Source organism: Terriglobia bacterium (assembly GCA_036496425.1).
Taxonomy (GTDB): Bacteria; Acidobacteriota; Terriglobia; order 20CM-2-55-15; family 20CM-2-55-15; genus 20CM-2-55-15.
Window position 1 is genome coordinate 1 of the sequence record DASXLG010000177.1, and the last position, 9596, is coordinate 9596.

Genomic DNA, 9596 nt, shown 5'->3' on the forward strand with positions numbered 1-9596 from the left:
GCAGTCAGATATTTTCCGACGCTGTCCTGGAAGTAGGCGATCCCGATGAGGTCCTGACCTTGTTGACGCGTATCCAGCTGTATCAGTCTCTGGCCGAATGTAACAAGGCCGCCTTCGACGGAAGTCAACTCCAGCACCCGGCCGTCAAATTCGGATCGAATCTCACGAGCCCGCTGAAGTTGCTTGCGATACCGGTCGATCGTTCGATTCAGGTCGTCGACCTGGTTTTCGTCCCGGATCTGAGCTTCGCTGTCCGACTTGTCCTGTTGCGCCTCACGGGTATCGAGTTCCTGGAGCTGCAGGTTCAGTTCAGTTACCGAGTGTTCGTCGTTTGCGATCTGCTGTTGTGCATCGAGAAAACTTTGTTCGGTTTGTACTCTGGAAAGATCCAGCTGCTGCTCCTGCAGGTCGAGCTCTTTCTGCCGCACCTGCATATTCTCGAATCGCAGACGGGTACTGCGCAGCGTGTCGTCGGAAGCGATTTTCTCGTCGCGCAAACGCTGGTAGGCGTCCACCCGCTGCTGCAAGTCTTTGGTCAGCTGGTCGGCCTCGCTCTTGGCCGTTACAGCGTTGTTTTTCTGAATTTCCAGCAGCCGGCTGTTAATGCCGTTGATCTGGCCGGCAAAGGTACGGCTCTTCGCAACATACGCGGAGAGATATTCGATCCGGCGCTTGAGCTGTTCACGTTGACGCTGGTAGGCGTTTTTCTGCAGCTTGCTCGCGGAGTTTCTTAAAGCCGTCAACTCTTTTTGTTGCCCCTGGAGATCCTGCAATTTCGCTTCGGATTCCTGAAGCTGACGTTCGATCACGGGCTGTTCCAGAATGCCGAGCAGGTCGCCTCGCTTTACAACATCACCCACCTTCACGAGCCATTGTCCGACCTGGCCATCGGCTGCAGCTTGAATGGGCACTACCGAGTTCGAGGCCATTAAAATCCCCTGCCCGCGGCCCGAACTGGGAAGCCGGCCGAAGATACTCCAGATCAGGGCAACGGCCAGCGTGGCGGCCAGAGTGTAGATCGCGATCCGCTTGAGTTGCCACATGCACCGGACGGGCTCATCGAGTTCTTCTGGCGACTTTAATTTGGCGAGTGCTTTTTGCCTAAATGCTATAGCCACAGCATCCTCCGCTCACATCAGCGGGTTCAAAGGGGTTGAAAATCATACTGAACCCGGACACCTTAGTATAGATTTCATTAACTCGCAAGGGCTCAAAGGGGGGATGCGGGGCGGGTTTTGCAAGGCACCGGCCGTGAAGATGTGAATGAATTGGAACAATCTGGAACAATCTGGAACAAGGCGCGGCCGGGGGAGGTCAGAAATCCCTGCTACAACGGGTGTTTGACCACGCCTGCTGGCATTACCTGGACAAGTTCTTCAACAGAGATTCTCCTCATCTCGCGCAAACTCGATGCCACCCGGGTCTCTCAATATAAAGATGTATCGATGACCGGACGACATCCAGGGCGCGGATACCGTCCCCTCCTTACCTGAGGCAACGAGCGTCGGCGGCTGGTCATCGACCTGAACCCAAATGTCTGCGTTCTCAGGGGCATGCCACAGTATATTTCGGTCGGGTCCGACCTGGATTCTCCATGGATCTGTGGAACTGACCGAGGTTTCACCCTTATATTCAGAACCTCGCGGGTTCTGGAAACCATAGATATACCCGTCTTCGTAGTCATGCCTTCCCCAGGTATTGGTGAATCGGTCGCGTTGAAGGTTGGCCAGCTGGTCTTTCGCCGCATCGGATCGGCCGTCGCGAAGCCCTGCCTCATACGCCGCACCGGCATGAGCGTCATAACAATTGGGGCTGTCCTGCGCTGCGCCAGGCGTGGCGGTAAAACACAGCAACCCGCAGACGAAACCGGCCAGCGTTAAAGATAAATGGTTATTGGTTGTCAAGCGTCCCCCCCTTTATGCGTCGTTGAACGCCTGCGATCTGATTTATTTTGCCGCAATCCAGATTCCGGAATGTAGCCCCGGGCGTGCCTGGCAAATAAAGTCGGTGAGTTGGACATTCCCCGCCTTTCCGAGGCGGGGTGGCTGCGCCATTAATAAAATGATCCCATTCCTTAGCGGCGCAGACGGGGCGGTTAGTAACTTCCAACAAAATCAGGTGCGCTCCCCGGTTCGTTGACAACCGCTATTACTGCTTGCCCTATCGGGCTTGCGCTTCGGTATTACTGCTTCGCGCCCGCCCCGCGGCTCTATTGCGGCTTTTCTCTCACCACCTCCGATGGTTTCTTATCTGTGCGCAACCCAAGATATCTTGGGTGCCGCAGTTTTCCCGCGCCGGTCCATTCTGTAAATCCGATCTGAGCGACGAATTTCGGTTGTACCCAATGGACGCCGGCCTTTTTCCGCGAATCGAAGATACAAGCCGGTGCCGGCCGTTCGATCGCCGACAGTTTCGTTTCGAGGTCCCTCAGGGTTTGCGTATCGAATCCGGTCCCAACTTTACCGGCGTATAAAAGCTTTCCCTTTTCATAAAACCCAACGAGGACGGCGCCGATGCCGACGCGCTGTCCCGCCGGCTCGGTGTAGCCGACGATGACGAATTCCTGCTGGTTTTCGCACTTGAGTTTCTGCCAGTCCCACGAACGCCGATGGACGTACTCGCTCGCGGCGCGTTTGGCAATCAGGCCCTCCCATCCTTTCTTACAAGCTTCCCGGTAATAGGATTCACCCTGCGCCCCTCGATGCCTGCTCAGCCGAAGGGGGTCATCAACGGCGAACGCCTTTTCGAGCAGTTCCTTCCGGTAGCGCAGTTCCAGATGCGTCAGATCGCAGCCCTCCAGAAACAGAACATCGAAGATGTAATAAAAGGTGGGAACGCGCTTTTGCTTCCGCTTCTGGAGCAGCGAGAACCGGCTCACGCCGTGTTCTAACGCAACGATCTCCCCATCGACGATGAAGCTGGAGGCGGGCTGGTGGAGCAGTCCCGAGATCAATTCCGGAAATTCGTCGTTGAGCCGGATGTGATTTCGCGAGAACAAGTCGAGCTTCGACCCTTTGCGGAATGCGAGACACCGGACGCCGTCCAGCTTGGGTTCGAAGATCCAATCCTTGTCCGAAAACGGTTCACGCACGAGTGTCGCCAGCATGGGATCGCACCATGCGGGTTGGGTCCGGCGCCGGATTTGCCTGGCAGCCGTCGCCGGCAACATGTTGAATATGTCGTCGAGTTTTGGCATCGCCCCAGCTACAGCGAAAGAGATTCCACGACGCGGCGGTGTGCGCGCATGGTTTCCATACCATCCACACCGGGCTGGCGGCCAAAGCCGCAGTAGAGCGCCACGCCAAATTCCTTCAAATATTTCGCGGCTGTCTTGTGACGGCGCTTCAGGCCTGCAGCGCCGTCCACCGGAAGCACAATTCCGAGAAAGACCCTTGCCTGCTGGGGCCGGAGTTCAGTGAGCGGGCGGAAGAACCGGTCGTCTTCGCTGCGCAGATACTTCGGCCCGGCCATGTGAATCCAATCGACGGTGCGGCCGGAGCCGGCGGCCGCGAAATTTGCCATTTGGACCAGCAACGCCAAATCGCGCGCTTCATACATCGGCCAATCAGGAAATGTGCCATAGCAGAGGTGATAACCCAGGAGGGCCTCTTCCGGAACGGCGCGCGAGAGACGCGAGACAGGGCCGGTGAATCGTTCCCAGGCAGCCATCACCCATCCAGGCCACGACGCCTTCGAGGTCATGCACCTCGTAGGAGATGTCCCATTGAATCGCCAATGCCGCCGGCGGAATCGCCTGCACCAGGCGCTCGATCTCGCGGATGACGAGATCTTCGTAGGCGGGCCCCGCCACCGCATAATCGGCCACGAAATCCGCTTTGAACGCGTTCAACGCGCTCGAGGGAAACGGCAAACAAACCTGAAAACGCAAATCCGATGGGATGACTCCATCATCCTGCAGTTTTCGGAAGATGCGATAGGACGCTATCGCATCATCGATGCGCGGCCACGACGTCCATCGCATGTCTTTCACGCCCGCACGAAGCTTGAATATCGGAGTCTCATATGCATGCCGCGGAATGCCGGTTGGAGATTCCGTCTCCTGAACGAGTTCGACCTCCGGGTGCGGCCGGCAAAGCGTCTCCCGTTCGTAGCCCACCCACGCGCGCCGGGGTCCAGGCTCGCCGTCCGGTAACGCAAAGACAAGATCGCCGAACAACTCTGCGCCCGATCGGAATGCGGACTCTGCTGTGTCCATCGGCAGGCTGCCGACCAACAGCAATTGGCTACGGACTCGTGGCGACATATTCATAGCGGACTACTGCAGAAGTACGATGAGAACAACGGTACTACTGATAGCGGCATCTGGGGAAGGTTGAACAAACTTGCTAAAATAAAAGCGTGAAGTTTCGTAAGGAAATGCAGTCCAGAATCTTTAGAAGCTTTGGCGATGCGGAGGAAGCCGAGGAACAGTACTGGTTGTCGTTAACTCCGTCTGAACGCCTCGATATGATTTGGGAGCTCACGAAAGACGCATGGGCATTTACCGGGGAACGAGTTGCTGAATCCCGACTTCAAAGACATACTGTCCGCATTCATCGAACAAAAGGTTGAATTCCTGGTTGTTGGCGGATATGCCATGGCGGCTCATCGTCTGCCGCGGGCAACAAAGGATCTGGATCTCTGGGTCCGGCCTGCGGCGGAGAACGCGGAGCGCGTCCTCCGCGCGACAACTCAGTCGCGTTTGTCTCGTCTTTGCCGATCTTCCACGAGTTCAAATGGATTGTCGCAACGGCGGCAGCCTGGTTTATCACCCCGGGAACGATGCGAAGTGAATTCCAGCCATTTGCTGGGCGATGCGCACGACCTGGCAGCTGTAACCGAATTCATTGTCGTACCAGACGTAGAGCACGACGTTGCGGCCGTTGGCGATGGTGGCTTTCGAATCGAGCACGCCCGCGTGGCGTGAACCGACCAGGTCGCTGGATACGATTTCACTCGAAGCGATGTAGTCGATCTGTTCCTGAAGGTCCGGGCTGAGTGCGCAGTCGCGAAGGAAGGCATTGATTTCGTCCTTGGTCGTCGCTTTTTCCAGCGTCAGGTTCAGAATGGCCAGACTGACGTTGGGCGTCGGTACCCGGATCGCATTGCCGGTGAGTTTGCCCGCAAGTTCCGGCAGCGCTTTTGCGGCGGCCTTAGCCGCACCCGTTTCCGTGATCACCATGTTCAGTGGCGCGCTCCGGCCACGGCGCTCGCCCTTGTGATAGTTGTCGATCAGGTTCTGGTCGTTGGTATAGGAGTGAACGGATTCGACATGGCCATGCTCGATACCGAAGTGGTCGTGGACAACTTTGAGCACCGGGACAATGGCGTTGGTTGTGCAACTTGCAGCAGACAGAATTTTATCGTCATCGGTAATGGCGGCGCTGTTGATGCCGAACACAATGTTCTTCAGCGATCCCTTTCCGGGGGCCGTGAGCAGCACGCGTGCGACGCCCGGGCTTTTCAGATGCAACGAAAGCCCGGCTTCGTCCCTCCAGGAGCCGGTATTGTCGATCACAATGGCGTTCCGGATGCCGTATGAGGTGTAGCTGATCTGGTCGGGGGCTTCTGCGTAAATCACTTTGATGAGATTTCCGTTGGCGATAATCGCGCTATCTTCGGCCGCGATTGTGATGGAACCGTTGAACGGACCGTGCACGGAATCACGCCGCAGCAGCGCGGCGCGTTTTTCAAGATCATTGTTCTTGCCTTTGCGCACCACGATGCCGCGCAGGCGCATCTTGTTGCCGCTGCCTGTGCGCTCGATCAACAGCCGTGCCACCAGGCGGCCGATGCGGCCGAATCCGTACAGCACGATATCGCGAGGCTCCTTCAGAAGAGGATCCGTGCGGCCGACGACCGGCGCCAGTTCACGGCGCAGAAAGGCTTCGGGCGACATCGCCGCTTTTTCATCGAGATATTTGTTCGTGAGCCGGCCCAGGTCGATCCTCGCCGGCGCGAGGTCCAGGGATTCCATCGCCTGCACGAGTTTAAAGCTCTCCTGGATAGGCAACTCCTGGCCCGTGTATTGCCGTGCGAAACGGTGCGTCTTCAGGATATCCACGGTCGTGACATTGTTGATCGGACGGCCGTAAATGCGGAGCGCTATACCATTGTTTCGATAAAGCCTGCCGATGATGGGAAGAACGAGCTCCGCGAGTTCCTGTCGCTGAGTCCAATTCTGCAAGTGAAGATCCGATTCCACGCTGCCCATAATGTTTCAACTCCGCTGTCTGTTTGCACGCCCGGTCATACCATACGTCAAGCATGAAACGTTGTCATCGGGGTCCCGCCGCGCCCATGGTCGAAAGGCAGTCTTGAATCAGGCTGGATTTTTCGAGGCACTGGAGAAACGAACGGGACTTAAGCTGGAGAAAACCTGGCTTCCGGGAACAGTCATCGTGATCGATCACCTGGAGGAGAAACCGAAGGAGCCTTAATGTCCGGGATCTCGGAATGATAATCGCGGCCATTCTTCTAATCCTGCAGATTGCAAACGCGCCTGTTGCGCCGCTGCAGCAATTCGATGTGGCATCGATCAAGGCGAACACGGTGACGCCGGGATGTCCGCCGTTCCGCTGTGGCGTGACCACCATGCCCAGGAGCGGACGGCTGATCATTCAAAACTATTCGTTGCGCTTGCTGATCCGCACCGCATATGGCATAGGTGTAGACGACATCCATGGCGGTCCGGCCTGGCGCGATGACGATAAATTCGACATCGAGGCCAAAGCCGGCGGTCCGGTTGAGAACGATCGAAGTCTTTTCCTCATGCTTCGCCAGCTGCTGGCCGACCGCTTCAAGCTCAAGCTGCATTCGGCAACAAGAGAGGCTCCGGTGTATGCGCTGGTTACCGGAAGCGGCGGCTTGAAAATTCGAAAATCACAGGACGGCATCTCCGCGCCGCGCGGCCCGCTGGGAGTCGGCACTTTGCAACTGCTTCGCGTTGACGCCGATCAGCGCCGGATCACGGGAACCGCCACGATGACGGAGTTCGCAACGTTCCTCTCTCGAATTTCGGGCAGGAGCCTCGTCGATCCCGGCCGCCCGGTTCTGGATGAAACGAACGTCTCCGGAGGATTCGATATCAATCTTTCCTGGACGGCGGAGCCCGCCTTTGCCGGCGAACTCGATCCCGCGCTGATTTCAGCAATTCAAGATCGCCTTGGCCTCAAAGTAGAGGTGCGCAAGGGCTTGGCTGAAATCCTCGTGATCGATTCCGCGGAAAGACCTTCCCCGGATTAAAGCTTTCAAATCGCGCCGACTCAGGTAGCCATTGTTAGTTGTGGTTCAATCCCACGCGAGAACGCAGTACTCATGATTTGTCATGCGAAAAAGTACGGTGACGAGAGGACCTGCCGAATATCGAGGTCTCCGGTTGGGGGCGGATCCGGCAGCACGAGCCCCGGGTGGGCCTTTCGTTGCTGGTCTATAAAATTCTGCAACACAGGTTCGGCATAGATCCGGACGAATTCTTCCCGAAGGATGCGATGCAATAGATCCACGTCGCAGGCGTGGACGCCGTAGCTGTCGTGGACCATGGCAAAGTGGCGGAGGCCTTCGGCATAGAGACGATTGATCGTGAGCATCATATGGGCGGCATCCATCGAGTGAACCAGGTGTGCGACGATGCCGTCCACCTGCTTCCTCACGTCGATCTTCCGTTTCTCATCGAAGATGTAGACCTTAAGCCGGTGATCCGCCGTAGCCAGATGAACCTCTTGCGGTTCGCGGTTTTCATGAAGTACGAGAAAACCGGCGGGAGTGACCCACATCATGCCGCGATTTGCCTTCGCGATAATGCCGGCCACTTCGCGAAGCCATTCCATGATGCGGCCCGCCTCGACCGCGACTTCGGGAATACACTCCACCAGTAACTTCGCCAGATACATCGCGCATTTCTTTGGATCCTTCAACGCTTTGATGGCGTCCTTATCGCATAAGTCTTCGTAAATCGTGTGGAGGGTCACGCCATACGGAGTCGTCATCGTTGCATTCTTGGCGAGGTCGCGACTCATGATGGCCAGTAGTTGCCGGGCGAGTTCGGCGTTCGGGCCATTACGCCTTACATCGGCCTCCATACGACCGCAGACCAGGTCGGATACCCACTGATAGATGTCTTCTGGTTTTTCAAAAGGCATTAATTGATCGCTGCGCCCTGTCGGGCTTGCATTCGCTCCGCTCATGAGATTCGTTGCGCGACCGCCGATCGGGTCCAACCCCATGGCGCTGAGATGCTGATAGCCGTTGCATGAGCCGTCCATGCTGATCGGCAGATGCGAGATCATGCTGGGACCTTCTTCTTTATAGCGTGCCCATTCAAGACATGCGGCCAGAAAGAGCCATGGGTGGTCGGCATCCGTCCAGAAACGATGCATCATCAACGGATTGGTTGCGAAGTCCAGGATCTCCTCTTCGTTTTCCCGAACCCAGGCGATAAGTTCCTTATGGGACACCTTCTTCCCCTTCCAATAACAATTGGCGAGGTGGATCGCCAGCCAGTACGCTCCGCGTTCGCCCAACGGCTTGCCGTCGGCATACTCGATCAGCGCCCGCCCGCCGTCGTCGGACTGTGGATTCATCAGTTTAGGCACAGGATAAGCGCGTCCGCGATGATCCACCTGCCATGGAAAATAGAATGACTCCTCAACGGACAGCCGAACCGACTGCGCAAAGCGGAACGCCATCGTTTGCTCCAGACCCTTCCGTTGGTCCTCTTTCTCCAGCCTGAAAAACGGGAGCCCTGCGATCCATGCGTCGCGCTGGAACCGGTAGATCGGCTGATTGATCCGGTAAGGCGTGTTTTGCATCGCGTTCACGGCCGCGTAGACCTGCGACAGGTCCGCCTTCTCGAGACGTTTTTGCGCTTTTTTGCCCAGCTGACGCTTGCAAAATGTCATCGGAATCGACAGGTAGCCGCCTTTGGAAAGCGACGTCCATGGTTCGGGCTCCACGATCATCGGCACATAGATCGGATCGAACAGATCCAACGCCTCCGGCGTCTGTTCGGCGATCCAGGTTTCGGCAGCGTCCGTCATCCCGATCCGATGCGGCGTCCTGAAGTCCTGACCGAAGCCCCCCTGGTCCTCCTTGTATTCGAAGATCGGCTGACCTTCGAAAACGGCGTACCGAAGCGCCAACGAGATCAGTTTTGCACCAAGTTTATACGCGCGCAGGTTGTGTGCCCAGTCGTCTTCGTCATCGACCAGTGCGGCCCACGCTGCCGCCCGTTTTGCCGCGTTGCGGCTTCGGTTGCGGCCGATCAAAAGCTCAGCAACGTCCACCGCCCGATGATTCGCCAGGTCGGAGAACCTTTCGATCCGGCAAAGCTGGCCGATCTCGTAGGTGATAGGAGTGAGGCGGGGTGGAAGGCAGGTCTCCAACTCCGATCGAGTGATCATGTTGAATAAGGTGCCGATCGTGATCAGTGCCAGTTGCTCGGCGCTGAGAGACAGCAGAGCCAGTCCCCAGGCGGGAAGCGTCTTCTTAGACGTCTTCAGGATCTCCTGTTCGGCACGGATGGCGTCCGCGAGCAACGTCAACACGATCCCCAGCAAATTCCGGTATGGCCTGGTGTCGGTCGCGTCCTGGTATTC

9 protein-coding genes are annotated in these 9596 nt (G+C 57.1%); 2 read left to right on the forward strand and 7 right to left on the reverse strand.

What is annotated here, in order from left to right; genetic code table 11:
* The 6 genes from VGK48_12350 to VGK48_12375 form a co-directional block, all read right to left on the reverse strand.
* Window positions 1-1118 (reverse strand): NHLP bacteriocin system secretion protein (locus tag VGK48_12350; protein HEY2381961.1); only part of this gene is annotated, 1118 nt, incomplete at its 3' end.
* Window positions 1119-1376: 258 nt separating this feature from the next.
* On the reverse strand, window positions 1377-1904 hold the full coding sequence (locus VGK48_12355) for a hypothetical protein (protein ID HEY2381962.1): 528 nt from the start codon (window positions 1902-1904) through the stop codon (window positions 1377-1379).
* 305 nt (window positions 1905-2209) lie between these two features.
* Complete coding sequence (gene ligD, locus VGK48_12360; protein ID HEY2381963.1) at window positions 2210-3196, reverse strand: non-homologous end-joining DNA ligase; 987 nt, start codon at window positions 3194-3196, stop codon at window positions 2210-2212.
* Between the two features lie 8 nt (window positions 3197-3204).
* A complete protein-coding gene (locus VGK48_12365; protein ID HEY2381964.1) occupies window positions 3205-3522 on the reverse strand; it encodes a hypothetical protein in 318 nt (105 codons plus the stop codon).
* Between the two features lie 43 nt (window positions 3523-3565).
* Window positions 3566-4216 (reverse strand): hypothetical protein, encoded by a 651-nt coding sequence (locus VGK48_12370; protein HEY2381965.1) that lies wholly within the window; start codon window positions 4214-4216, stop codon window positions 3566-3568.
* A gap of 552 nt (window positions 4217-4768) precedes the next feature.
* A complete protein-coding gene (locus VGK48_12375) occupies window positions 4769-6214 on the reverse strand; it encodes a glyceraldehyde-3-phosphate dehydrogenase (protein ID HEY2381966.1) in 1446 nt (481 codons plus the stop codon).
* Between the two features lie 103 nt (window positions 6215-6317).
* Between VGK48_12375 and VGK48_12380 the strand changes: the two genes are divergently transcribed.
* Both VGK48_12380 and VGK48_12385 read left to right on the forward strand, forming a co-directional pair.
* Complete coding sequence (locus VGK48_12380; protein HEY2381967.1) at window positions 6318-6440, forward strand: hypothetical protein; 123 nt, start codon at window positions 6318-6320, stop codon at window positions 6438-6440.
* A 16-nt stretch (window positions 6441-6456) separates the two neighbouring features.
* The gene (locus VGK48_12385; protein ID HEY2381968.1) at window positions 6457-7245 is read left to right on the forward strand and encodes a TIGR03435 family protein; all 789 of its coding nucleotides are present in this window, start codon (window positions 6457-6459) and stop codon (window positions 7243-7245) included.
* Between the two features lie 80 nt (window positions 7246-7325).
* On the opposite strand, the gene VGK48_12390 is transcribed toward VGK48_12385, so the two are convergent.
* Window positions 7326-9596, reverse strand: a 2271-nt coding sequence (locus tag VGK48_12390) for a DNA-directed RNA polymerase (GenBank protein HEY2381969.1), incomplete at its 5' end; no start/stop codon positions are given.

Bases quoted from the DNA above. Each gene is read 5' to 3' on its own strand.
- ligD (HEY2381963.1), bottom strand. From the start codon at position 3,196: ATGCCAAAACTCGACGACATATTCAACATGTTGCCGGCGACGGCTGCC.
- VGK48_12365 (HEY2381964.1), bottom strand. From the start codon at position 3,522: ATGGCAAATTTCGCGGCCGCCGGCTCCGGCCGCACCGTCGATTGGATT.
- VGK48_12370 (HEY2381965.1), bottom strand. From the start codon at position 4,216: ATGGACACAGCAGAGTCCGCATTCCGATCGGGCGCAGAGTTGTTCGGC.
- VGK48_12375 (HEY2381966.1), bottom strand. From the start codon at position 6,214: ATGGGCAGCGTGGAATCGGATCTTCACTTGCAGAATTGGACTCAGCGA.
- VGK48_12385 (HEY2381968.1), top strand. From the start codon at position 6,457: ATGATAATCGCGGCCATTCTTCTAATCCTGCAGATTGCAAACGCGCCT.